General features: G+C 43.7%; 34 protein-coding genes and 1 rRNA gene. 2 read left to right on the plus strand and 33 right to left on the minus strand.

Annotation, left to right across the window (positions count from 1 at the left end):
• Both BVG16_RS33230 and BVG16_RS30190 read right to left on the minus strand, forming a co-directional pair.
• Nucleotides 1-221: ribosomal RNA gene (locus BVG16_RS33230) — 16S ribosomal RNA — on the minus strand; the annotation flags it as partial.
• Nucleotides 222-534: 313 nt separating this feature from the next.
• Entirely contained in the window at nucleotides 535-768 is a 234-nt protein-coding gene (locus tag BVG16_RS30190) for a PX domain-containing protein (RefSeq protein ID WP_078502921.1), read from the minus strand.
• Between the two features lie 234 nt (nucleotides 769-1002).
• Between BVG16_RS30190 and pdaB the strand changes: the two genes are divergently transcribed.
• On the plus strand, nucleotides 1003-1803 hold the full coding sequence (pdaB, locus tag BVG16_RS30195; protein WP_078502922.1) for a polysaccharide deacetylase family sporulation protein PdaB: 801 nt from the start codon (nucleotides 1003-1005) through the stop codon (nucleotides 1801-1803).
• 154 nt (nucleotides 1804-1957) lie between these two features.
• The gene (gene gerD, locus BVG16_RS30200; protein ID WP_078502923.1) at nucleotides 1958-2656 is read left to right on the plus strand and encodes a spore germination lipoprotein GerD; all 699 of its coding nucleotides are present in this window, start codon (nucleotides 1958-1960) and stop codon (nucleotides 2654-2656) included.
• A 47-nt stretch (nucleotides 2657-2703) separates the two neighbouring features.
• Here the strand turns inward: gerD and BVG16_RS30205 are convergent, their stop codons facing one another.
• From BVG16_RS30205 to rpsC, 31 genes are all read right to left on the minus strand, one after another.
• Entirely contained in the window at nucleotides 2704-3816 is a 1113-nt protein-coding gene (locus BVG16_RS30205) for an Mrp/NBP35 family ATP-binding protein (protein WP_078502924.1), read from the minus strand.
• A 66-nt stretch (nucleotides 3817-3882) separates the two neighbouring features.
• Nucleotides 3883-4647 (minus strand): N-acetylmuramoyl-L-alanine amidase CwlD, encoded by a 765-nt coding sequence (gene cwlD / locus BVG16_RS30210; RefSeq protein WP_078502925.1) that lies wholly within the window; start codon nucleotides 4645-4647, stop codon nucleotides 3883-3885.
• 67 nt (nucleotides 4648-4714) lie between these two features.
• Nucleotides 4715-5884, minus strand: coding sequence for a sulfate adenylyltransferase (sat, locus tag BVG16_RS30215; protein WP_078502926.1), 1170 nt, complete (start codon nucleotides 5882-5884; stop codon nucleotides 4715-4717).
• A 21-nt stretch (nucleotides 5885-5905) separates the two neighbouring features.
• Nucleotides 5906-6598: a phosphoadenylyl-sulfate reductase gene (locus BVG16_RS30220; RefSeq protein ID WP_078502927.1), complete on the minus strand. Its 693-nt coding sequence runs from the start codon at nucleotides 6596-6598 to the stop codon at nucleotides 5906-5908.
• A gap of 211 nt (nucleotides 6599-6809) precedes the next feature.
• Complete coding sequence (gene rpsI, locus BVG16_RS30225; protein ID WP_078502928.1) at nucleotides 6810-7202, minus strand: 30S ribosomal protein S9; 393 nt, start codon at nucleotides 7200-7202, stop codon at nucleotides 6810-6812.
• A 20-nt stretch (nucleotides 7203-7222) separates the two neighbouring features.
• Complete coding sequence (gene rplM, locus BVG16_RS30230) at nucleotides 7223-7660, minus strand: 50S ribosomal protein L13 (RefSeq protein ID WP_078502929.1); 438 nt, start codon at nucleotides 7658-7660, stop codon at nucleotides 7223-7225.
• 173 nt (nucleotides 7661-7833) lie between these two features.
• Nucleotides 7834-8625: a tRNA pseudouridine(38-40) synthase TruA gene (truA, locus tag BVG16_RS30235; protein ID WP_078502982.1), complete on the minus strand. Its 792-nt coding sequence runs from the start codon at nucleotides 8623-8625 to the stop codon at nucleotides 7834-7836.
• A 630-nt stretch (nucleotides 8626-9255) separates the two neighbouring features.
• The gene (gene rplQ / locus BVG16_RS30240; RefSeq protein WP_078502930.1) at nucleotides 9256-9621 is read right to left on the minus strand and encodes a 50S ribosomal protein L17; all 366 of its coding nucleotides are present in this window, start codon (nucleotides 9619-9621) and stop codon (nucleotides 9256-9258) included.
• A 33-nt stretch (nucleotides 9622-9654) separates the two neighbouring features.
• Nucleotides 9655-10599, minus strand: a complete 945-nt coding sequence (locus BVG16_RS30245) for a DNA-directed RNA polymerase subunit alpha (RefSeq protein ID WP_078502931.1) — start codon at nucleotides 10597-10599, stop codon at nucleotides 9655-9657.
• 123 nt (nucleotides 10600-10722) lie between these two features.
• Nucleotides 10723-11118, minus strand: coding sequence for a 30S ribosomal protein S11 (gene rpsK, locus BVG16_RS30250; protein WP_078502932.1), 396 nt, complete (start codon nucleotides 11116-11118; stop codon nucleotides 10723-10725).
• An 18-nt stretch (nucleotides 11119-11136) separates the two neighbouring features.
• Nucleotides 11137-11505 carry a 30S ribosomal protein S13 gene (rpsM, locus tag BVG16_RS30255; protein WP_078502933.1) on the minus strand — a complete coding sequence of 123 codons (369 nt, stop codon included), beginning with the start codon at nucleotides 11503-11505 and terminating at the stop codon, nucleotides 11137-11139.
• Nucleotides 11506-11524: 19 nt separating this feature from the next.
• On the minus strand, nucleotides 11525-11638 hold the full coding sequence (rpmJ, locus tag BVG16_RS30260) for a 50S ribosomal protein L36 (protein WP_003333770.1): 114 nt from the start codon (nucleotides 11636-11638) through the stop codon (nucleotides 11525-11527).
• A 61-nt stretch (nucleotides 11639-11699) separates the two neighbouring features.
• Nucleotides 11700-11915, minus strand: coding sequence for a translation initiation factor IF-1 (infA, locus tag BVG16_RS30265; protein WP_015847200.1), 216 nt, complete (start codon nucleotides 11913-11915; stop codon nucleotides 11700-11702).
• Nucleotides 11916-11917: 2 nt separating this feature from the next.
• Nucleotides 11918-12223, minus strand: a complete 306-nt coding sequence (locus BVG16_RS30270) for a KOW domain-containing RNA-binding protein (RefSeq protein ID WP_078502983.1) — start codon at nucleotides 12221-12223, stop codon at nucleotides 11918-11920.
• 9 nt (nucleotides 12224-12232) lie between these two features.
• Nucleotides 12233-12985 carry a type I methionyl aminopeptidase gene (gene map, locus BVG16_RS30275; RefSeq protein WP_078502934.1) on the minus strand — a complete coding sequence of 251 codons (753 nt, stop codon included), beginning with the start codon at nucleotides 12983-12985 and terminating at the stop codon, nucleotides 12233-12235.
• Nucleotides 12986-12990: 5 nt separating this feature from the next.
• Entirely contained in the window at nucleotides 12991-13635 is a 645-nt protein-coding gene (locus BVG16_RS30280) for an adenylate kinase (protein WP_078502935.1), read from the minus strand.
• 86 nt (nucleotides 13636-13721) lie between these two features.
• On the minus strand, nucleotides 13722-15023 hold the full coding sequence (gene secY, locus BVG16_RS30285) for a preprotein translocase subunit SecY (RefSeq protein ID WP_078502936.1): 1302 nt from the start codon (nucleotides 15021-15023) through the stop codon (nucleotides 13722-13724).
• Nucleotides 15023-15463: a 50S ribosomal protein L15 gene (gene rplO / locus BVG16_RS30290; RefSeq protein WP_078502937.1), complete on the minus strand. Its 441-nt coding sequence runs from the start codon at nucleotides 15461-15463 to the stop codon at nucleotides 15023-15025. Before rplO ends, secY begins: the two co-directional genes overlap by 1 nt.
• 43 nt (nucleotides 15464-15506) lie before the next feature.
• Nucleotides 15507-15692, minus strand: a complete 186-nt coding sequence (gene rpmD / locus BVG16_RS30295; RefSeq protein WP_078502938.1) for a 50S ribosomal protein L30 — start codon at nucleotides 15690-15692, stop codon at nucleotides 15507-15509.
• 13 nt (nucleotides 15693-15705) lie between these two features.
• Entirely contained in the window at nucleotides 15706-16203 is a 498-nt protein-coding gene (gene rpsE, locus BVG16_RS30300) for a 30S ribosomal protein S5 (protein ID WP_018759696.1), read from the minus strand.
• A gap of 24 nt (nucleotides 16204-16227) precedes the next feature.
• A complete protein-coding gene (rplR, locus tag BVG16_RS30305; protein WP_078502939.1) occupies nucleotides 16228-16596 on the minus strand; it encodes a 50S ribosomal protein L18 in 369 nt (122 codons plus the stop codon).
• Between the two features lie 75 nt (nucleotides 16597-16671).
• Complete coding sequence (gene rplF, locus BVG16_RS30310) at nucleotides 16672-17214, minus strand: 50S ribosomal protein L6 (RefSeq protein ID WP_078502940.1); 543 nt, start codon at nucleotides 17212-17214, stop codon at nucleotides 16672-16674.
• Nucleotides 17215-17243: 29 nt separating this feature from the next.
• Nucleotides 17244-17642, minus strand: a complete 399-nt coding sequence (rpsH, locus tag BVG16_RS30315; RefSeq protein WP_078502941.1) for a 30S ribosomal protein S8 — start codon at nucleotides 17640-17642, stop codon at nucleotides 17244-17246.
• Nucleotides 17643-17673: 31 nt separating this feature from the next.
• Nucleotides 17674-17859, minus strand: coding sequence for a type Z 30S ribosomal protein S14 (locus tag BVG16_RS30320; RefSeq protein WP_074961883.1), 186 nt, complete (start codon nucleotides 17857-17859; stop codon nucleotides 17674-17676).
• Between the two features lie 50 nt (nucleotides 17860-17909).
• Nucleotides 17910-18452, minus strand: coding sequence for a 50S ribosomal protein L5 (gene rplE, locus BVG16_RS30325; protein WP_078502942.1), 543 nt, complete (start codon nucleotides 18450-18452; stop codon nucleotides 17910-17912).
• Between the two features lie 32 nt (nucleotides 18453-18484).
• Nucleotides 18485-18838: a 50S ribosomal protein L24 gene (rplX, locus tag BVG16_RS30330; protein ID WP_078502943.1), complete on the minus strand. Its 354-nt coding sequence runs from the start codon at nucleotides 18836-18838 to the stop codon at nucleotides 18485-18487.
• A gap of 65 nt (nucleotides 18839-18903) precedes the next feature.
• Complete coding sequence (gene rplN / locus BVG16_RS30335; RefSeq protein ID WP_018759702.1) at nucleotides 18904-19272, minus strand: 50S ribosomal protein L14; 369 nt, start codon at nucleotides 19270-19272, stop codon at nucleotides 18904-18906.
• A 34-nt stretch (nucleotides 19273-19306) separates the two neighbouring features.
• A complete protein-coding gene (gene rpsQ / locus BVG16_RS30340; RefSeq protein ID WP_078502944.1) occupies nucleotides 19307-19573 on the minus strand; it encodes a 30S ribosomal protein S17 in 267 nt (88 codons plus the stop codon).
• Between the two features lie 57 nt (nucleotides 19574-19630).
• Complete coding sequence (rpmC, locus tag BVG16_RS30345) at nucleotides 19631-19831, minus strand: 50S ribosomal protein L29 (protein WP_018759704.1); 201 nt, start codon at nucleotides 19829-19831, stop codon at nucleotides 19631-19633.
• Nucleotides 19821-20255 carry a 50S ribosomal protein L16 gene (rplP, locus tag BVG16_RS30350; RefSeq protein WP_018759705.1) on the minus strand — a complete coding sequence of 145 codons (435 nt, stop codon included), beginning with the start codon at nucleotides 20253-20255 and terminating at the stop codon, nucleotides 19821-19823. Before rplP ends, rpmC begins: the two co-directional genes overlap by 11 nt.
• Nucleotides 20256-20257: 2 nt before the next feature.
• Entirely contained in the window at nucleotides 20258-20923 is a 666-nt protein-coding gene (gene rpsC / locus BVG16_RS30355) for a 30S ribosomal protein S3 (RefSeq protein ID WP_078502945.1), read from the minus strand.
• Nucleotides 20924-20932: the final 9 nt, after the last annotated feature.

The following is a 20932-nucleotide window of genomic DNA, read 5'->3' on the forward strand; positions in this document are numbered from 1 at the left end:
STRCSSATNDATACTNTRYCHNAGCDCGATCATGCGATCAAATCGTGTATCCGGTCTTAGCTACCGTTTCCGGTAGTTATCCCAGTCTTACAGGCAGGTTGCCTACGTGTTACTCACCCGTCCGCCGCTAAGTTATCCCCGAAGGAATAACTCCGCTCGACTTGCATGTATTAGGCACGCCGCCAGCGTTCGTCCTGAGCCAGGATCAAACTCTCCATTAAAGTGTTTGACTTGCTCATTTAAAACTAACTGACAAGAACATAAATGTTCTTTATTTAATGCTTTAATTCACTCGTTGTTCAGTTTTCAAAGATCAATTCTCGTGAAAGTTTTCTATCGAAAACCCTCATCTTTTGTCGTCGTTTGTCTCAGCGGCGACTTTTATAATATATCACATTCGCTCACCTTTTTGCAAGTCTTTTTTTTAAGTTTTTTTTCAAAAGCTTTATTTGAAAGACTTTGCAAATGACTTACGTCAAAAGCGGAACGAGAAATAATGTATCATGAATCCCATTGTTAAGTCAACACTTTTTTTTATTGTTTTTTAGGGACAGGCAGTTGACGGTTACGAACATACTTCGAAAGCTCTCTTGGTGAAGCAAAACGAGCATACATCCGAAATATCGTTTTATAGCGATTTGCAATCGCATGTCTAATTTCATATTCCAAACGAGAGTCACTAAGATCAAACAGCATCTCGTCTAATTCTTTGCGCAATACATAATCAAGCTCTTTACATTCTTTCTCGTTGAATAATAACCCTAACATAGTTGGTACTGCCTCCTTCGTTGTATGCCGCATTCATTAGTGGATTGATAGCTATTCCTTCTACATCTTGTAACGAAGATTAACTCCGCTTTAATGTTATGCTCATAATTTGGAAATTTTATGATGGGCGGATTAGGAAATTATTTTGCAGACGAATATCTCCTTGGTACGAGCATACATTTAAGTAAACAAGCAAGGACACGTCCTACAATAAGGAAAGGGGCATACGAATTTATGAATTTCTATGTGTTCAACGGCAAGAAAATTAAACGCTACTTCTTCACGTTTGTTGCATTGGTGTTTGCAGTTGGGGTTATCTATGTAGAAAGCGACAATATTACGGTATTCTCTGAAGGCTCCCCATCCGCCGTGTATAGTGTCCCTACGGAGAAGAAGGTTGTAGCTCTCACATTTGACATCAGCTGGGGAGACAAACGCACCGAGCCCATTCTTAAAATTCTTGAGGAAAAAGGGTTAAACAAGGCAACGTTCTTCTTATCCTCACCGTGGAGTAAAACCCATACGGACTTAGTCAAAAAGATCGCTGACTCCGGTTATGAAATCGGCAGCCATGGGCATAAGCACGTCAACTACAGCAGTCTTAGTGATGAAGAAATTCAGAAGCAGATTAAAACAGCACATGGTATTTTAACCGAATTAACCGGTAAAACCCCAAATTTGATCCGTATGCCGAATGGGGACTTTGATAAACGGGTTCTCCGCATTGCCAACAATCTGAACTATAAAGTCATTCAGTGGGATACAGATTCGTTGGACTGGAAAAACCCAGGAGTTGATAATATCGTAAACCGCGTTGTAAATAATGCACATCCAGGCGATATCATTCTGATGCACGCAAGTGACTCCTGCAAAGAAACCCATCTAGCTCTCCCTGCTATTATCGATCAACTTCGCGCAAAAGGATATGAATTTGTCACCGTATCGGAGTTGCTTAATCAGACGGATATCAAAGGTAATCCAGTTAAGGATCAATCAACTGTTCATCAACACATCGATCCCGTTGGCAGTATGTAATCCCATAGTTATACAAATCAGCGCCTTCTTCCCATTTTTAGGGAGGATGGCGTTTTTTGTTGTTATTTATTCAATAACCATATAGATGCAACATAAATCATTTTTGTTCCTGGCATACTACAGGAGTAACAGTCTACGGAAGGAGACATTCCGAATGCGAATAGTATATGTAACCAAATTTATTCTCGTCTGTACATTAACCTTGATGTTAGCAGCCTGCGGTTCGGATCAATCTGGTCAATCCGCCCAACCGGACTATAAAGAAATGAAAACCATGGTGATCGACATCCTCAAGACGGATGAAGCTCAAAAAGCCATTGAACAATCCAGTGGATCCAGCGGCAGCTCGCAGATGCAGATGTTAAGCTCTCCTACAGGAAAAGAACAAATCCGTTCAGCCGTAAAAGACACCTTAACTTCTCCCGACTACAGCAAAGAAATGCAAAAAATCATGACAGACCCTAAGTTTGCGGGTGAATTCGCAACTGCCATCAATAAAGATAACAAGAAAATTCATAAGGAATTGATAAAGGACCCCACTTATCAAGCGTCTGTAGCAGATATTCTGAAATCACCAGACGTTCAAAAATCGTACCTGGACCTAACCAAGACACCTGAATTCCGTAAACAGATCATGGCGGTTGTGAAAGAATCCATGTCCAGCCCTCTATTCAAAATGCAAGTCATGGAATTATTAACAAAAGTCGTGCAAGAGGAACTCCAACCGAAGGAAAGTGGTCAAAAAGGTGGAAAACAAGGCCAATCCTCTGGTGGAGGCGGTGGCGGTAGTAGCGGCGGTGGCGAAGGCGGCGGCGGTGGTGGCGGTAGTAGCGGTGGTAGTAGCGGCAGTTAACATCCAAGTTCATCACAAAAGGTTGAGCAAATTGCTCAACCTTTTTTTCATTCGTATTTACGTATAATTTGCTGGGCAATGTCATTATAGATTTGTCCCGTAGGAGTCGAGTCTTTATATACCGAAGGCGAAAAATCAGCCTCAGATGGGTGATTGTCCGGTGCCCCTAATGGTATTTGAGCTAATAAATCACAGTTAAGGGATTCAGCCAACCTTGCGCCGCCTCCACGACCAAACACATAATCTTTTTGACCACAATCGCTGCACTCATAATAAGCCATATTTTCAATGACGCCGATAATCTCATGTTTGGTATGAATGGCCATGGTGCCTGCTCTAGCCGCGACGAACGCTGCCGTTGCATGAGGTGTCGTTACGATAATCTCTTGGCTCTGCGGAAGCATTTGATGTACATCCAAGGCAATATCACCGGTACCTGGAGGTAAGTCTAATAACATGTAATCAAGATCTCCCCAGTTCACTTCCTGGAAGAAATTACGGAGCATCTTCCCAAGCATAGGTCCACGCCATACGATGGGAGCATTATCTTCAACGAAGAAGCCCATAGAGATAACTTTTACGCCAAATCGCTCAATCGGGATAACACGGTCATCTACAATTTGAGGACGTTCTTCAATTCCCATCATGTCAGGTATGCTGAAGCCATAGATGTCTGCATCAATAATTCCAACCTTACAACCCTGGCGTGCTAAAGCTGCAGCAATATTCACAGTCACGGTTGATTTGCCAACGCCACCCTTCCCACTTGCAATGGCAATGAACTTGGTGTCTGAGGTTAACAATGAGTTGCTCTCTAGACCAGCTCCATGTCCTTGCGGTTGCGTTGGAGGTTCAGTATGTTGTTGATTGTGTTCTGTCGCTGCTTGATGGCCTAAGCCAGCTTCTAAGCGCTCACGTTCAGACATCGCACGAAATCGAATATGGATGTCTTTAACCCCAGACTGACTCAGTAGCTCCCGAATTTCACGCTCTAATTGGAACCGGTGCTGCTCTTGTTCCGAGGCGGTTACAACGGTCAACGAAACCCTGTCTTCCTTGGCAACGATATCTCGAATAAAATGATGCTCTACAATACTCTGTCCCGTTACCGGATCCACAATATCTTTTAATGCTTCAAGGACTTGTTCTCTAGCCACCATGAATGCTTAGCACCTCAACTTATCAAATGTCATAACTTCCAATCTATTATAGCATAACTTTTCCCACTATTTGCTTATCTGTTCCCCTGAAATGTAGCGTAAGACTCCTGTATAGATAGCAGCAGAAACTTTGCGCTGATACTGCTCGTCTGCAAGCAGCACCGACTCTTGTGGATGCGAAAGAAAGCCCACTTCTACCAGAGCCGTTGGAATTTGTAAGGATTTGAGAAGAAAAACATTCGTCGTGACAATCTTGGCAACTCGATCCGTATTTTCTAAATTTCGCTTCATCTCAGCTTGGATCAACGTAGCCAGCTTTTTATTATCAGGATGATTGGAGGTAAAAAAAGTCTGCGCTCCACTCCAACGATTCGATGGAAAGCTGTTCATATGAATACTAATCAATAAATCCACTTTCTTTTGTTCTATCAACTCAACACGTCGATGCAAGTCCTCGGTCTTCCGTTTCTTCAGCGCTGTCGTTCCATCTTTCGCTAGATCGTAATCCCCTTCTCTCGTCAAGTAAACAACTGCACCTGCTTGCTGCAAGTAATCTCGCAAATACAACGCAATCGCGAGATTAATATCCTTCTCGATGACTCCTTGTTTACTTACCGCCCCTCCATCAGGGCCGCCATGGCCTGCATCAATCGCGATCACTTTGCCGGATAAAGGCAATGTCCAATAAGTCCACGTCCTTGTAGATGGCACCTCATATGTAAGAATAATCGCCAACAGGACCAGTAGGCAACCGGCGATGATCCATTTCCTAAAATCGCGAAGTTGAATGAAGATCACTCTCCTTCTTCGCTGCTCCCTGTTTTTCCCCATAAAAAAACCACCTCGTTTTCCATACAGACTCTAATCATCTATATGGGACAAGGTGGACATTTATACCTTAAATTGTAACTTGACTCGCCATACCTTCAATTAATATTTCAGCAACAGCCGGTCGCGTAAATTCAGGTGGCGGACATACCCCATCACGAAGTAATGCGCGGACTTTGGTACCGGATAATGTTAAATGATCTTCTTTGGGATGAGGACATGTTTTGCTAGACGCCATGTTTCCGCATGTTGTACAGAAAAAGCTGTGTTCAAAGAATAACAACGTAATGCCCAGCTCTTCTTGTTTGAAGTTACTGAATATCTCCTGTGCCTCGTAGGTACCATAATAATCACCGACTCCTGCATGATCACGGCCGACAATGAAATGCGTACACCCGAAATTTTTGCGTACCATGGCATGAAAAATAGCTTCTCTTGGCCCCGCATAACGCATAGCTGCAGGAAATACACCTAGGAACGTGCGATCAGCTGGATAGTAGTTCGCAAGAAGCGCTACATAACTGCGCATACGGATGTCTGCAGGAACATCATCAGACTTCGTCTCACCAACGAGTGGGTTCAAGAACAATGCATCTACGATCTCCATCGCACTTTTCTGAATATATTCATGTGCACGATGTACAGGATTCCGCGTCTGGAAGCCAACAACCGTCCGCCACCCCTTCTCCGCAAAAATGCGACGGGTCTCAACAGGATCGTAATAGAACTCGCGGAACTTCTCAGGCTGCGGACGATTCAGTACGATTATTTCGCCGCCAACATACGTATTCGAACGCTCTAGAAGCTTCTGTACGCCGGGATGAGCATTGTCATCGGTTTTAAAGACCTTCACAGCTTCATAAGACTGATCTACGGTATACAAGCTATTTATATCAATCGTACCGTAAATGAGGCCATCTTGATCGCCTATGAGGGCTACCTTCTGACCAATTGTCAACTGTGCGGCCTGCACCTCATCGATTGCTAATGTAATCGGGATACTCCAGACTGTTCCATCAGCTAATCGCATTTGATCTACGACAGAACGGTAATCGGCTTCATTCATAAAACCTTTCAAGGGTGAAAAGGCGCCAACGCCGATCAAATCAAGATCCGAGATCGTCCATGTATTAATTCGAATGGAAGGCAATGATTTCGCTTGCCCAAGCAAACGCTCACGCTCATCGCCAATTACGACACGATTAATTAATTCTCCGCCATGCGGTTGAATAGTTGTCATCACACGATCCTCCTCCTATCTTTACTTATGCAAACCGCACTCGGTCTTCTCGTTACCAGACCAACGTCCGGCACGAGGATCCTCACCAGGCATAACTTGGCGCGTACAGTACTCACAGCCGATACTAGGGTAATAGTTATCATGCAATGGGTTATAAATCACATCGTTCTCTCGTATATAATTCCATACCTCTTCTGTTGTCCAACTCGCTATCGGATTAAATTTCATCAATCCAAATTTGTAGTCATACTCAATTTTCTTCGCATTAGCACGGGTAGGGGCTTGATCCCGGCGTATTCCAGTGATCCAAGCTTCGTATTTGCCAAGAATTTCGGTTAATGGCTCCACTTTTCGAATATTACAGCATGTGTTCGGCTCCGATTTCCACAGTTCTTCACCATATTTTTCAGCTTGCTCAACAGGTGTTAACTTCGGAAAAGCACGAACAAACTCCAAATTATAATGCTTAGCAATACGATCTCTCGTCTCATACGTCTCTTGAAAGTGAAAATCTGTGTCTAGATAAAAAATATCTGTCTTCGGACTGATCTTCTGTAACATATCAACTAAAACGACATCTTCCGCACCAAAACTGCATGCAAAGGTCATGTTCGGAAAGGTCGTTACCGCCCATTCAATGATTTCTTGCGGAGTGGCATGTTCAAGCTCTTCTGCTTTTTTCAGCACGAGCTGTTCTTTTTCAAGCAGGTTCATAAGTATACTCCCTTTTCACCGTATTTTAATTCCGAGTAAACATCTATGAATATGTAACTTATATTATAATTCTTTCCAGTTGATTGTCAATTCTTTTTTCAGAAAAATAATGGGCATTTATGCATATGTATTCGCGGAATTATAAAAGGTGAAAAACACAAAAAAACACCTCTCTTGCCAAGGCAAGAAAGGTGTCTGCTTGAAATAGATATTAACGTTTCGAGAATTGTGGCGCGCGACGAGCCGCTTTAAGACCGTATTTTTTACGCTCTTTCATACGAGGGTCACGAGTCAAGAATCCTGCTCTTTTAAGCGATGGACGGAACTCAGGATCTGCTTTAAGCAATGCACGGGAAATACCGTGACGGATTGCGCCAGCTTGACCAGACATACCTCCACCATGAGCGATAACAAGAACATCGTATTTAGCCAATGTTTCTGTTAGGTTCAAAGGTTGTTTTACGATCAATTTCAATGTTTCCAAACCGAAATATTCGTTAATGTCACGTTTATTGATTAAGATGCGTCCTTCACCCGGTACAAGGCGAACACGTGCTACCGAATGTTTACGACGACCTGTACCATAGTATTGTACTTGTGCCATGAAACTGTCCTCCTTTTTTATTAACCGCGAAGTTCGTAAACTTCTGGTTTTTGAGCTGCGTGTGGATGTTCGGAACCTGCATATACTTTTAATTTAAGCTTCATTGTGTTACCAAGACGGTTTTTAGGAAGCATGCCGTGAATAGCGGATTCCAAAACGCGTTCTGGGAACTTTTTAAGCATATCTTGAGCAGAAGTTACTTTCAAACCGCCAGAGTAATGGGAGTGACTGTAGTAGTTCTTGTCAGTCAGTTTTTTACCTGTCAAAACGATTTTCTCTGCATTGATAATTACTACAAAATCTCCTGTATCTACATGTGGAGTAAATTGTGGTTTGTGTTTACCGCGAATCAGGCTAGCAGCTTCAGTCGCAAGACGACCAAGAGTTTTGCCTTCAGCGTCAATGATGTACCATTTACGCTCAACTTCATTTGGCTTCGCCATATATGTGCTACGCATTGAATAGATCCTCCTTATAATTGTCGAAAAACTCATTTCCGATTTATCTCGTTCATCATCATAATCATCATAGTTGTATCAGGTATTTCTAATCGTAATCTTAAATGGGGCTGTGGGAAAGCCATTAAGAAAACACAAGCTTTATCTTACAATATTATAGGCCAAAAAGCAAGCTATTTTTCAATAGATAACTCATTCAAATCATAGCCGACTTCCCATAGCGTAAGACCGTGCGCCACAGCCGTAGGTCCTGCAGCAGAGCGATCTTCCGCAGCAATAATGCCGGGGATATCTTCACTCTTAAACTTGCCTTGACCTACCCGTACTAACGTCCCCATCATAATCCTCACCATATGCTGTAAAAAACCGTTACCGGTCACATAGGTGTGTATGATGCCTTGGTCTCTGGTACCTGGAATCGCTGAGCTTACATCGTGTTCCATCCACGCTTTGTAAATCGTGCGAACATGACTTGCCTTCGTCGATTTGCGCGATGCAAATGAAGTATAGTCGAACGTCCCTACCATATGCGATAGCGCTGTGCGCATCTCTTCGATGTCCAGTTTCGTAGGATGATGAAATTCATAAGCGCGATTAAAGACATCGGGAAAAGCGTTCGCGTTGATCGTATAGCGGTATGTCTTCCAATGCGCGCTGTGGCGTGAATGGAATGACAAAGGTACTTCCTGAGCGGACCTGATGACAATGTCATTAGGAAGACGTGTATTCAACGCAAGACACCAACGCTCAATAGGAATAGAAGATTGCGTCTCAAAATTGAAAACCTGAGCCCTTGCGTGTACACCGGCATCGGTACGACCAGAAGCAATAATCTTCACCGTCTCCCCCGTTAACGCATGGATCGAGGCTTCAATATAATCTTGAATGGTATTCTCGCCAGGTTGTGTCTGAAACCCGTGATAACGCGTTCCATCATAGCTGACGACCATAAAGAGATTACGCATTGGATCCCCTCCCCCGATGTTGATGTAATGCATTGCTGCGAAGCTTAGAACGCTGCGAGGTTTGCTTCGTAGAACAAAGAGCTGCGAAGCAGTCGCTGCCCACAAGAGGGTGTTCCACTTCGAAGCATAGAACGCTACCAAAGGTAGTCGTTCCCATTCAATGGTGTTGCTCCGAAGCACAAGAACGCTGCAAAGCAGTCGTTCTCCCTCAAGCATTTCCTCTTCGAAGCATAGAACGCTACCGAAGGTAGTCGTTCTCCCTCAAAAAAGTTGCTGGCAGCACGAGCAGAAAGCGTGTCCAGCTAAGAGCTGGACAGTAGCGCTCCCTATGAGCCCCCGTAACTCCCCAGCATTCCCGCACGACTTCAAGCGTGTCCTGTAAACCTAAGCCGGTGCCGCAAGGCAATCGGTTTAGGTTTACAGGACAGACGCGTTCCCCCACCAAACCCCGCCATCGAAGCACCAAAAGCACCTCAATGAGCGACAGTTCCGGGAGTCCAGAGGGTGGAACCCTCTGGGGTCCACCTTCCTGAGGAGGAAGGGGGATTTAGGGGGATGGTCGTCCAGCATAAAAGAAAAAAGGGTTTGATCAGAACCCGAAGATTCTGTCCACCCTTTCTCATTGGTCAATTAAGCGCGATCCACTAGTTCTAAATAAACCATAGGTGCTGAGTCTCCACGACGAGGCCCTAGTTTAAGAATACGAGTGTATCCACCTGGACGCTCCGAGTAACGAGTGGCTAATTCTGAGAACAATTTTTGAATTGCATCTTGCTCACCGTTAATCGTTTCGCGACGAACGAATGCTGCTACTTGGCGGCGTGCACTAAGATCACCACGTTTTGCTTTCGTAATCAGCTTTTCAGCGATCGAACGAACTTCTTTAGCTTTCGCTTCAGTCGTTTGAATGCGCTCATATAAGAACAAGTCAGTAACCAAGTCACGGAACAATGCTTTACGTGCGCTAGAGTCACGACCTAACTTTTGGTATGCCATGTATTTCCCCTCCTTCGCTTGCAAAAATCTAGTTTAGTCTTCCATTCGTAAACCCAAACCAAGTTCTTCGAGTTTCTCTTGTACTTCTTCCAAAGATTTGCGTCCGAGGTTACGGACTTTCATCATATCTTCTTCCGTTTTCGTAATCAACTCTTGAACGGTATTGATTCCAGCGCGTTTCAGGCAGTTATAAGAACGAACGGAAAGATCTAGTTCTTCGATAGTCATCTCCAGAACTTTTTCTTTCTTATCTTCTTCTTTTTCAACCATGATTTCCGCATCTTTCGCTTCGTCCGTTAATCCTACGAAGAGCATCAAATGCTCAGTTAAGATTTTCGCACCTAAGCTCACTGCTTCTTCAGGTCGAATACTTCCATCAGTCCACACTTCGAGGGTCAGCTTGTCATAATTCGTTACTTGCCCAACGCGAGTGTTCTCAACTGTATAGTTGACGCGAGAAATTGGCGTGTAGATCGAATCCACAGGGATCACACCGATTGGTTGATCTTCTGATTTATTCTTATCTGCTTGCACATAACCGCGGCCACGATTTGCAAAGATACGCATATGCAAACGTGAACCTGGCGACAATGTCGCAATGTGAAGATCTGGGTTCAAGATTTCAACATCGCTATCAGCGCGAATGTCTCCAGCTGTTACCGGACCCTCACCTTCCGCATCAATTTCCAACACTTTCTCTTCGTCGGAATGAATTTTAAGCGATAGGCCTTTTAAGTTTAGAATGATTTCCGTAACGTCTTCAATAACGCCCGGAATCGTTGAGAACTCGTGTAACACGCCGTCGATTTGAACAGAGGTTACAGCAGCACCCGGTAACGAAGACAATAGAATACGACGCAAGGAGTTACCAAGCGTAGTACCATATCCACGTTCCAATGGTTCTACAACGAACTTTCCGTAAAGACCCTCTTCATTAAGGTCTACGGTTTCTATTTTCGGCTTTTCGATTTCAATCACTGAATTACCCTCCTTCAAAACGTCGCTCCGTTTGAAACCTTATTTTCAGTCGAATCATGTAGTATGCCTAAACAACCATTATTTACAAGTTGATAGTATTTTATACCACATTAAGGTCTGCCACTAGACACGACGACGTTTTGGCGGGCGGCATCCGTTATGCGGGATAGGAGTAACGTCTTTGATCATGTTAACTTCCAAGCCAGCTGCTTGCAAAGAGCGGATTGCCGCTTCGCGACCAGCGCCTGGACCTTTAACCATAACCTCAACAGCTTTCATCCCGTGTTCCATTGCTGCTTTAGCTGCAGATTCTGCTGCCATTTGAGCTGCGAACGGAGTACTTTTACGCGATCCTTTAAAACCAAGACCACCTGAGCTCGCCCAAGAAATTGCATTTCCGTGCGGATCAGTAATCGTTACGATCGTGTTGTTGAACGTAGAACGAATATGAGCAACGCCGGATTCAATATTTTTGCGATCACGACGTTTCGTACGTACGACTTTTTTCGGTTTAGCCATGTCTGTTATCCTCCCTTCTTATTTCTTTTTATTCGCTACAGTACGACGAGGACCTTTACGCGTACGAGCGTTAGTTTTTGTACGTTGTCCACGAACAGGTAATCCACGACGGTGACGAACACCACGGTAGCAACCAATTTCGATTAAACGTTTAATATTCAAGCTAATTTCACGACGAAGGTCACCTTCAACCTTGATCGTTTTGTCGATTGTTTCACGAAGTTTACTAACTTCGTCCTCTGTTAAGTCGCGAACACGAGTGTTCACATCAATGCCTGTTGTGCTCAAAATTTTCTGGGAAGTTGTTCTTCCGATACCGAAAATATAAGTTAAGGCGATCTCAACGCGCTTATCACGTGGCAAATCCACACCAGCTATACGTGCCATTTTACGCTACACCCCCTTCTTAACCCTGTTTTTGTTTGTGCTTAGGATTTTCGCAAATTACCATCACGTTACCTTTGCGACGAATGACTTTGCATTTTTCGCAAATTGGTTTTACAGAAGGTCTCACCTTCATGTTAATTACCTCCTAAAAGTTTCTGTGACAGAAACTGTTTTCCACGTTATAGATCATCGACCTATTTGCGGTACGTTATACGACCTCTGGATAAATCATAAGGTGATAACTGTATGACCACTTTGTCTCCTGTCAGGATACGAATGAAGTGCATCCGCAGCTTACCGGAAACGTGGGCAAGAATTTGATGACCATTCTCGAGTTCAACTTTAAACATTGCATTCGGCAACGGTTCAATAACCGTTCCTTCAACTTCAATGACATCTTCTTTGGCCACAGTTATTCTCCTTTCTCAACATGAATTGCGGTGGTCTCGATAAACTTGGAAATTGCGAACCGCAACTTCCCGTTCGTTACCCGTCCGCTCTCGTCTAAACTATTTACAACTTCACTGCTAATCGTAGGCTGCAATTGCAAATGAATCAGGTTCTTCTTTTTCGGTTGATCAAACTTACGTTTGTCCCCATCTGCAAGGAGTACGAACTTGGAATCCACGATTCCGACGATAACCGCATATTGTCCAGCGTCCCGACCTCGTATAATTTGAACGAATTGACCGATTTGTGGGTTTTGATTGTTATTCACGTTCATCACCTACACATCCAGTTTCGTGAAAATCTCGAAGCCATCTTCTGTTACAGCAACGGTGTGTTCGAAGTGAGCACATATATCGCCGTTCAACGTCACGACCGTCCAATTATCTTGTAACGTCTTCACATAACGTTCGCCCGCAATAACCATCGGTTCAATGGCCAAGACCATGCCTGGTTTGAGCCGCGGTCCGCGATCGGGAATACCATAGTTCGGAATTTGTGGTTCTTCATGTAGGCTTTCACCGATTCCATGCCCGACATATTCACGAACAACTGAAAAACCGGCATCTTCAATGCAACGTTGAATCGCGTATGAAATTGTATATAAACGAACATCCGGTTTGACTAGTGCGAGTCCAGCATAGAGAGATTGCTCCGTTACCTCTAAGAGTTTCTTAGCGGCATCCGTAACTTCACCTACAGGATAAGTCCATGCGGAATCTCCGTGGTATCCTCGATACTGAGCACCGATGTCAATACTTATGATGTCGCCTTCGTTTAATTTCCGATTGCCGGGTATGCCATGAACCAACTCTTCATTGACTGAAGCGCATATGCTGCCAGGAAAACCATTATAGCCTTTGAAAGAAGGTGTAGCATGCTGACTGCGAATATAGTTCTCCGCGATAGCGTCTAACTCTCGAGTCGTTATACCAGGTTGAACCGATTGTTTCATCAAGCGATGCGTTTCCGCAACAATTCTCCCTGCTTCCTTCATAAAGCCTAATTCCACTTCAGACTTGCAAATGATCATTACGTCTAACCCCTCAGTAATGATACGATTTCCTTCGATACCGTATCAATTTCTTTCTCCCCATCCACTTGGCGAAGCAACCCTTTAGCTTCATAGTAAGCTAATAACGGTGCCGTTTTGTTGATATACTCATCAAGACGCGTACCCACTTTTTCTTCCGAGTCGTCCGAACGTTGGTACAATTCACCGGAGCATTTATCGCATACTCCTTCTTGTTGTGGCGGATTGAAAATAACATGGTAGGTAGCTCCGCATGATTTGCAGATGCGACGACCTGTTAGGCGTGCCAACAGCAAATCCCGATCTACCTTAAGGTCAATGACATGATCGAGTTTACGATTCATCGACGTTAAGATATCATCCAAAGCTTCAGCTTGAGAAAGTGTTCTAGGAAACCCATCTAGTAGGAAACCTTTCTCACAATCCTCTTGTTGCAGCCTTTCACGAACGATTCCAATCGTCACATCATCGGGTACAAGCAAACCTTGATCAATATATTCTTTGGCTTTGATACCAATTGGAGTACCTTGCTTCATCGCCAAACGAAATGCATCGCCTGTCGAAATGTGGGGAACACCGAATTCATTGACAATACGTTCAGCCTGCGTTCCTTTTCCTGCCCCAGGAGGCCCCATGAAAAGAATGTTCATTGAATATCCTCCTCCTCTTAACGAAGAAACAGCACAATAGGTGCCTAATCGAGTTCCGGAAAGGGCCTCGAGTCGGAACCTATTGACTATTTGTTAATGAAACCTTTGTAATGGCGTTTCATTAATTGGCTTTCGATTTGCTTCATCGTATCCAAAGCAACCCCAATAACGATCAGTAGGGATGTACCCCCGATTTGTACGGATTTAGGCAATCCAGCCAGTGCTCCGAAAAATACAGGAAGAATCGAAACTGCCGCCAAGAAGATCGCACCAGATAACGTAATTCTCGACATGACTTTCGTCAAGTACGATGAAGTCGGTTTACCTGGTCGGATACCAGGAATGTATCCACCGTTCTTTTTCATTTGGTCTGCCATCTGAACCGGATTAATCTGTACAAATGTATAGAAGAACGTAAATCCGATGATCATTAGGACATACAACACCATACCGAGCGGTTTGTCATGCGAAAAGTTCTGAATCGTCCATTGCGACCAAGCTTTATCTGCCCAGAATTGCGCTATTGTAACTGGGAACATTAGAAGCGAGGATGCGAAGATTACCGGAATAACCCCTGCGCCATTCACTTTTAATGGAATGTGTGTATTTTGTCCGCCGTACATTTTGTTCCCTACAACACGCTTCGCATATTGTACTGGAATTTTACGCACACCTTGTTGGATATAAATAACACCCACAATAACCACGAGGATTACAAGCAAAATCAAAATAACTTTTGCAAAACTATAGAATAGGTTCGCAGTAGCATCTGAAAACTCTGCTGTGTAAATTTCGCGCATCATTTCTGGAAATCTTGCGACGATACCCGCGAAGATCAGAATTGATATCCCATTACCGATACCCTTTTCCGTAATCTGCTCACCGAGCCACATTAGGAAGGAAACACCGGCTGTCAAAACAATGGCAATAACTAGATAAGTGACCAAGGTTGCATCAGGAACCATTTTGTAGCTGTACAACCGGTTAAACCCGATTGCTGTACCGTATGCTTGGATCAGACCAAGTATTACGGTACCATAACGAGTGATTTGCGCGAGTTTACGTTTACCAAGCTCGCCTTCTTTGGCCCATTCCGCAAATTTCGGAATGACATCCATCGACAGTAACTGTACGATGATGGATGCTGTGATATATGGCATAATCCCGAGAGCAAAGATAGAAAAGTGAAACAATGCGCCACCAGAGAACGTGTTCAGCAAGCCGAACAAATCCGCACCCTGTTGGTTAGTCATTGTAAAAACCGATTTATCTACACCAGGAACTGGAATAAAAGCACCGATGCGATAAACGATCAAAATCATTAAAGTAAACAAGATTTTTTTTCTAAGGTCTACCACTCGCCATATATTGGACAGCGTTTTAAACATTAGATCACCTCGGTTTTACCGCCGGCAGCCTCGATTTTCTCTACCGCAGATTGAGAGAACTTATTTGCTTTAACAGTGAGTTTTACAGTAACTTCACCGTTTCCTAGAACCTTAATTCCAGCCATAGGATTTTTAACAATACCGCTTTCCATAAGGACTTCTGGAGTTACTTCAGTACCTTCTGCAAAGTTGTTAAGTTCCTCGATGTTCACGATCGCAAACTCTTTACGAGTAGGGTTGTTAAAGCCGCGTTTAGGCAAGCGACGATATAGTGGGTTTTGTCCACCCTCGAAGCCAGGACGTACGCCACCGCCGGAGCGAGAGTTTTGACCTTTATGACCACGACCAGATGTCTTACCCGTACCGCTCGAAGTACCGCGACCTACGCGTTTACGTTCTTTGCGGGAACCTGGAGAAGAAACAAGCTCATGTAACTTCATCGTTCGTTGCACCTCCTTCATATTTCTACAGCAAAATTATATCTTAAGCTTCGACTTCTGTAACAGAAATCAAATGGCTAACTTGGTTAACCATTCCACGAATCGCCGGGCTATCGTTATGAACAACAGTTTGGTTGATTTTACGCAAACCTAGACTGTTGACAGTTTTACGTTGTGTTTCCGGACGACCGATCAAACTGCGTACGAGGGTAACTTGTAATTTAGCCAACGTGAATCCCTCCTTAACCTAACAGTTCTTCTACGGTTTTACCGCGCAATTTAGCAACATCTTCAGCACGTTTCAGACGAGACAAGCCTTCAAGTGTTGCATTCACCATGTTCATGGAGTTCGAAGAACCTAAGGATTTTGTTAAAATATCGCCTACACCAGCAAGCTCAAGAACCGCACGAACCGGTCCGCCTGCAATAACTCCAGTACCTTCAGATGCTGGTTTCAAAAGCACATGGCCTGCACCGAATTTACCGTTAACAAGGTGAGGAATGGTTGTTCCTACGAAAGGAACATGGATCAGGTTTTTCTTAGCATCTTCGATACCTTTGCGAATCGCATCAGGTACTTCAGAAGCTTTACCGATTCCAGCGCCAACCCAACCTTTGCCGTCGCCGACAACTACTAGCGCACTAAAGCTGAAACGGCGTCCGCCTTTTACAACTTTCGCTACGCGATTAATATTTACAACTTTTTCAGTTAGTTCTAAAGTGTTCGGATCTACACGCAAGTCGTTTACCTCCTTATTTATTGATTAGAATTCAAGACCTGCTTCGCGAGCTGCGTCAGCTAATGCTTGAATCCGTCCATGATACAAATAACCGCCACGATCGAAAACAACTTGCACATGTCCAGCTTCTTTCGCACGTTTAGCGACTAATTCGCCAACTTTGCGAGCTGCTTCAACGTTACCGCCGTTACCGATTTGACCTTGTAATTCTTTATCCATTGTGGAAGCTGCAGCAACAGTTTTTCCAGTTACATCATCGATCAATTGTGCGTACACATGTTTTGCCGAACGGAAAACGCTCAAACGAGGACGCGCTGTAGTTCCTTCAATTTTTTTACGAACACGAAGGTGTCTTTTCAAACGAGCTTTGTTTTTATCTGCTTTGGTAATCATGCCTTTGTTTCACTCCCTTCTGTCTGCCAATCAACCAGGATGGTTGTCTAAGCTACACGTAAAAGATCATGGATCTTATTTCTTCTTACCAGCTTTACCTTCTTTACGGATAATACGTTCACCTTCGTACTTAATACCTTTACCTTTGTAAGGTTCTGGTTCACGAACGGAACGGATTTTCGCAGCATAAGCACCTACGCGCTCTTTGTCGATCCCTTTAACGATAATTTTCGTGTTGGATGGAACTTCGAACTCGATGCCAGCTTCTGGTGTAATCTCAACTGGGTGAGAGTAACCAACGTTAAGAACAACTTTATCACCGGATTTATTTGCACGGTAACCTACGCCGACTAACTCAAGGGATTTCGAGAATCCTTCAGTTACACCACTAACCATGTTAGAGATGATACTGCGAGTCGTTCCGTGTAATGAACGGTGAACTTTATTATCAGAAGGACGAACAACCGTGATCACGTTCTCCTCAACAGATACTTGAATATCTTTGTGGTATTCACGAGTTAATGTTCCTTTAGGTCCTTTAACTGTAATGACGCTATTATCCAAAGTGACATCAACGCCACTTGGTACTGTAATTGGTTTGCGACCAATACGAGACATGTGTTACACCTCCTAACTTTGCGGTATTATTACCAAACGTAGCAGACAACTTCTCCGCCGGATTTAGATTGACGAGCTTCTTTATCAGTCATAACTCCCTTAGAAGTGGAGATAATCGCGATACCTAGTCCGCCCAATACGCGAGGAACTTCATTGCTCTTCGTGTATACGCGTAGACCTGGTTTACTGATTCTTTTCAAGCCAGTGATGACACGCTCACTGTTCGGGCCGTATTTCAAGAAAATACGGATAATCCCTTGTTTGTTATCTTCGATGTATTCTGCATCACGGATAAAGCCTTCACGCTTAAGGATTTCAGCGATTTGCTTCTTAATAGTCGAAGCAGGCATTTCAACCGTCTCATGACGCACTACGTTCGCATTGCGAATACGTGTAAGCATATCTGCAATCGGATCTGACATAACCATAAGTGTAAACCTCCTTCCCGTTATAGGGTGATTACCAACTTGCTTTTTTAACGCCAGGGATCTGGCCTTTATACGCTAATTCGCGGAAACAAATCCGGCAAATTTTGAATTTTTGTAATACGGAATGTGGACGACCACAACGCTCACAACGTGTGTAAGCACGTACTTTGTATTTCGGTGTGCGTTGTTGTTTAACTTTCATCGAAGTTTTTGCCACTTAATTTTGCACCTCCTGCAAACTTGTTCACCAAGTTATCCTCTAAAGGATTATTTTACGAAAGGCATGCCAAGTTGTGTTAACAACTCGCGGGACTCTTCGTCAGTTTTTGCTGTAGTAACGATAACGATATCCATACCACGTACTTTATCAACTTTATCGTACTCGATCTCTGGGAAAATCAACTGTTCTTTCAAACCAAGCGTGTAGTTACCGCGACCATCAAATGCTTTGTTCGATACACCGCGGAAGTCACGTACACGAGGAAGTGTAACGTTGAACAATTTGTCTAAGAAGTAGTACATACGCTCACCACGAAGGGTAACTTTCACACCGATTGGCATATTCTCACGAAGTTTGAAACCAGCGATGGATTTCTTCGCGCGAGTGATAACCGGTTTTTGACCAGCGATTAATTGCATGTCCGCAACAGCTGCATCAAGTACTTTGGAGTTGGAGACTGCGTCACCCACACCCATGTTGATAACAACTTTCTCAATCTTCGGTACTTGCATTACCGTCGAATAGTTGAATTTTTGCATTAACGCTGGCGTAATTTCATTTAAGAAACGTTCTTTCATTCTTACTGCCATGTTACATGGACCTCCTTTCCATCAAAAGTGGATTAGTCAATAACTTCTCCGGATTTTTTCGCAACGCGAACTTTTTTACCGTTATCCAACACTTTGTATCCGATACGTGTTACGCCGCCGCTCTTCGGATCCACGTGCATGACGTTCGAAACGTGGACTGGAGCTTCTTGCTCAATGATACCGCCTTGTGGATTCGCTTGAGATGGCTTCGCATGTTTTTTGACCATGTTTACACCTTCCACAAGAACGCGGTTTTCACGAGGATATGCTGCGATAACGCGGCCTTTTTTGCCTTTATCTTTACCGGAAATAACAATAACAGTGTCGTCTTTTTTCACGTGCAATTTATTGTTATGAGACTCGAGAACTTTCTTTAATCTCGGCATTTAGTTACACCTCCTGTTTCTTGCAACAAGCAAGTCTATCTGTTCATGTCCCTTAATAGAGGGAATTAGATTACTTCAGGAGCCAAGGAAACGATTTTCATGAAGTCTTTGTCGCGAAGTTCGCGAGCAACAGGTCCGAAAATACGAGTTCCGCGTGGTCCTTTATCGTCCTTAACAACAACCGCTGCATTCTCGTCAAATGCGATGTAAGAACCGTCTTTACGACGAACAGAACGCTTCGTACGTACGATAACAGCTTTTACAACATCACCCTTTTTGACAACGCCGCCTGGTGTTGCTTGTTTTACAGAACATACAATTACGTCACCGATGTGGCCGACACGACGTCCTGTGCCACCTAATACACGGATACACATTAATTCTTTTGCACCAGAGTTGTCAGCGACAGCCAAACGTGTAAATGGTTGAATCATTCGAATTTCCTCCTTTCGGGAAAATGACCCGTCCTTAGATGATTACTGCTTCTTCAACAATCTCAACGAGTCTCCAGCGTTTATCTTTCGAAATTGGACGAGTTTCCATGATTTTCACAGTATCGCCAATTTTAGCTTGATTGTTCTCATCATGCGCTTTAAATTTTTTCGTGTATTTAATACGCTTGTGGTACAAGTCATGCTTTTTATAAGTTTCAACAGCAACTACAATAGTTTTTTCCATTTTGTCGCTTACCACTTTACCGATTTGCACTTTACGAGCATTACGTTCTTCGCTCATATTCTGCCTCCTTCCTGAATGCGTTATGTCTCATGAAGTTGATGACATAAGCTTCAATTAACTGATGATCCCAAGTTCTCTTTCACGTAATACGGTTTTAGCACGAGCTATTTCCTTACGCACATCACGAATCCGAGTCGGGTTATCAAGTTGACCAGTAGCCAATTGAAAACGGAGGTTAAAGAGTTCTTCTTTAAATCCGGCAATTTTTTGTTCAATTTCAGCAGTGGTTAAGTTGCGAAGTTCATTAGCTTTCATTTGCTTCACCACCCAATTCTTCTCGTTTCACAAACTTAGTTTTGCATGGCAGTTTGTGAGCCGCAAGACGCATTGCTTCACGAGCAATCTCTTCCGATACACCAGCAAGTTCGAACATGATCTTACCTGGTTTAACTACTGCCACCCATTTTTCTACGTTACCTTTACCGGAACCCATCCGCACCTCTAGAGGCTTTTGCGTAATTGGTTTGTCCGGGAAGATTTTAATCCATACTTGACCGCCACGTTTGATGTAACGAGTCATTGCGATACGAGCTGCTTCGATCTGGCGGTTCGTAATCCATGTAGGTTCCATAGCTACCAAACCGTATTGTCCAAAGTTCAACTCTGTGCCGCCTTTAGCACGACCTCTCATGTTACCGCGTTGTTGCTTACGATGTTTTACACGTTTAGGTACCAACATGATTAGTTTCCTCCTTCCTCAACAGCCTTTTTCTTAGCTGCAGGAAGAACCTCACCACGATAGATCCATACTTTTACGCCAATACGGCCGTATGTTGTATGTGCTTCTGCTGTACCATAATCGATATCTGCGCGAAGCGTATGAAGTGGAACAGTTCCTTCACTGTAGCCTTCTGAACGAGCAATCTCAGCGCCGCCAAGACGTCCGCTAACTGCAGTTTTGATTCCTTTTGCGCCAGAACGCATAGTTCTTTGGATCGCTTGTTTCAATGCACGACGGAAAGAAACGCGACGCTCCAATTGTTGTGCAATGCTTTCTGCAACCAAGATTGCATCAAGCTCAGGGTTTTTGATTTCATTGATGTTGATGTGTACTTTTTTACCTTTAGAGATTTTTGCAATCTCAGTGCGAAGTACTTCAACTTCAGAACCACCCTTACCGATAACCATACCTGGCTTCGCTGTGTGGATTGTTACATTCACACGGTTAGCCGCTCTTTCAATCTCAATACGAGAAACTGAAGAGTCTTTCAATTTATTTTTCAGGTATTCACGGATTCTTACATCCTCCAACAAAAGATCACCGAAATCTTTGTCAGCATACCATTTGGATTCCCAATCACGAATAATACCTACACGTAATCCGACAGGATTTACCTTTTGGCCCACACGTTATCC

Source organism: Paenibacillus selenitireducens, assembly GCF_002021565.1.
In the GTDB taxonomy this organism is placed as follows: Bacteria; Bacillota; Bacilli; order Paenibacillales; family Paenibacillaceae; genus Paenibacillus_K; species Paenibacillus_K selenitireducens.

Bases quoted from the DNA above. Each gene is read 5' to 3' on its own strand.
- BVG16_RS30280 (WP_078502935.1), bottom strand. From the start codon at position 13,635: ATGAACATTCTTTTCATGGGGCCTCCTGGGGCAGGAAAAGGAACGCAG.
- sat (WP_078502926.1), bottom strand. From the start codon at position 5,884: ATGACAACTATTCAACCGCATGGCGGAGAATTAATTAATCGTGTCGTA.
- rplF (WP_078502940.1), bottom strand. From the start codon at position 17,214: ATGTCTCGTATTGGTCGCAAACCAATTACAGTACCAAGTGGCGTTGAT.
- BVG16_RS30190 (WP_078502921.1), bottom strand. From the start codon at position 768: ATGTTAGGGTTATTATTCAACGAGAAAGAATGTAAAGAGCTTGATTAT.
- rplO (WP_078502937.1), bottom strand. From the start codon at position 15,463: ATGAAGTTACATGAGCTTGTTTCTTCTCCAGGTTCCCGCAAAGAACGT.
- BVG16_RS30205 (WP_078502924.1), bottom strand. From the start codon at position 3,816: ATGGTGGCTAGAGAACAAGTCCTTGAAGCATTAAAAGATATTGTGGAT.
- truA (WP_078502982.1), bottom strand. From the start codon at position 8,625: ATGCGTAATCTCTTTATGGTCGTCAGCTATGATGGAACGCGTTATCAC.
- rplR (WP_078502939.1), bottom strand. From the start codon at position 16,596: ATGATTACCAAAGCAGATAAAAACAAAGCTCGTTTGAAAAGACACCTT.
- secY (WP_078502936.1), bottom strand. From the start codon at position 15,023: ATGTTTAAAACGCTGTCCAATATATGGCGAGTGGTAGACCTTAGAAAA.
- pdaB (WP_078502922.1), top strand. From the start codon at position 1,003: ATGAATTTCTATGTGTTCAACGGCAAGAAAATTAAACGCTACTTCTTC.
- rpmC (WP_018759704.1), bottom strand. From the start codon at position 19,831: ATGAAAGCTAATGAACTTCGCAACTTAACCACTGCTGAAATTGAACAA.
- rplX (WP_078502943.1), bottom strand. From the start codon at position 18,838: ATGCCGAGATTAAAGAAAGTTCTCGAGTCTCATAACAATAAATTGCAC.
- rplN (WP_018759702.1), bottom strand. From the start codon at position 19,272: ATGATTCAACCATTTACACGTTTGGCTGTCGCTGACAACTCTGGTGCA.
- BVG16_RS30220 (WP_078502927.1), bottom strand. From the start codon at position 6,598: ATGAACCTGCTTGAAAAAGAACAGCTCGTGCTGAAAAAAGCAGAAGAG.
- rplM (WP_078502929.1), bottom strand. From the start codon at position 7,660: ATGCGTAGCACATATATGGCGAAGCCAAATGAAGTTGAGCGTAAATGG.
- rplP (WP_018759705.1), bottom strand. From the start codon at position 20,255: ATGTTGGTACCTAAACGTGTAAAACATCGTAAGCAACAACGCGGTAAC.
- rpsQ (WP_078502944.1), bottom strand. From the start codon at position 19,573: ATGAGCGAAGAACGTAATGCTCGTAAAGTGCAAATCGGTAAAGTGGTA.
- rpsM (WP_078502933.1), bottom strand. From the start codon at position 11,505: ATGGCACGTATAGCTGGTGTGGATTTGCCACGTGATAAGCGCGTTGAG.
- cwlD (WP_078502925.1), bottom strand. From the start codon at position 4,647: ATGGGGAAAAACAGGGAGCAGCGAAGAAGGAGAGTGATCTTCATTCAA.
- gerD (WP_078502923.1), top strand. From the start codon at position 1,958: ATGCGAATAGTATATGTAACCAAATTTATTCTCGTCTGTACATTAACC.
- rplE (WP_078502942.1), bottom strand. From the start codon at position 18,452: ATGGCAGTAAGAATGAAAGAACGTTTCTTAAATGAAATTACGCCAGCG.
- rplQ (WP_078502930.1), bottom strand. From the start codon at position 9,621: ATGGCATACCAAAAGTTAGGTCGTGACTCTAGCGCACGTAAAGCATTG.
- rpsI (WP_078502928.1), bottom strand. From the start codon at position 7,202: ATGGCACAAGTACAATACTATGGTACAGGTCGTCGTAAACATTCGGTA.
- map (WP_078502934.1), bottom strand. From the start codon at position 12,985: ATGATCATTTGCAAGTCTGAAGTGGAATTAGGCTTTATGAAGGAAGCA.
- rpsH (WP_078502941.1), bottom strand. From the start codon at position 17,642: ATGGTTATGTCAGATCCGATTGCAGATATGCTTACACGTATTCGCAAT.
- rpmJ (WP_003333770.1), bottom strand. From the start codon at position 11,638: ATGAAGGTGAGACCTTCTGTAAAACCAATTTGCGAAAAATGCAAAGTC.
- rpsK (WP_078502932.1), bottom strand. From the start codon at position 11,118: ATGGCTAAACCGAAAAAAGTCGTACGTACGAAACGTCGTGATCGCAAA.